The following is an 861-nucleotide window of genomic DNA, read 5'->3' as shown; positions in this document are numbered from 1 at the left end:
GGTGGATCGACAGATATGAGCGGGTTTCGAGAGACGGGACGACCGGACACGGCCCGAGAGATTGGTCACGGGTGACACTCGCGGCACCGTCACTGGTACGGTTTCAGAAATGTGCGCCCGGAACACTAACGTCCAGCCTCATCCCGTGGCGGCGTGCCGCGTCGGCTGGCTAACCCTCGTGCCGGGCGGGGGAACTCGTGGGAGGTCCCCGGAACGACTGTTGCGTGCCCGGGTTCGCCGTACTGTCATCGCACCCGAATGGGTTCGCTCGGACGGGGACTAAAGGCACGCAATGTCTCTAGGTCGGTGTCCGGTTTAACTCTTACAGACTGGGGCTGTCTTAGCCGGGTTCCGGTGCGTCGGTGACGGTGTCCTCGTTTTCGGCGAGCCAGCGATCGTAGGTGGCTTGTTCGACGACGACGACCGTGGCGTCCATTCGCGAGTGGCCTGCACCGCAGAATTCGGAACAGACCGCGTTGTAGCGGCCCGGTTCGGAGACGATGGTCCGGGAACGGGTGTATTCGCCGGGGAAGGCGTCCTGTTTGATACCCAGATCAGGGACGAACAGCGAGTGGACGACGTCGTCACTGGTGAGCCAGACGGTGACGTTTCGATCGGCCGGGAGCACGAGTTCGTTTTCGGTCGTGACGTTCGACCCCGGGTAGGTCGCTTGCCATTCCCACTGGTAGCCGCGGACGTGTATCTCCTCGTCGTCGGTTTCGGGGAGATCGTCGAACGAGTCGAATCCCTCCTGACTGCGGTCGTCGCCCTCGAGTGCCTGAGAGGGCGATACGTAGGGATTGACGAGGACGCTATAGCCCGAAAGGCCGACGAAGAGCAGGATGAGCGCCGTCGCGGCGG

The 861-nt window shown here is 63.1% G+C and carries 1 protein-coding gene; it reads right to left on the bottom strand.

The window, feature by feature from the left end:
* Positions 1-340: 340 nt before the first annotated feature.
* Positions 341-861: cytochrome c oxidase subunit II (locus C487_RS09210; protein ID WP_006185469.1), on the bottom strand; the 521-nt coding region annotated here is incomplete at its 5' end.

This window comes from Natrinema pallidum DSM 3751, from assembly GCF_000337615.1.
In the GTDB taxonomy this organism is placed as follows: domain Archaea; phylum Halobacteriota; class Halobacteria; order Halobacteriales; family Natrialbaceae; genus Natrinema; species Natrinema pallidum.
This window is presented reverse-complemented; position numbering and strand designations above follow the sequence as displayed.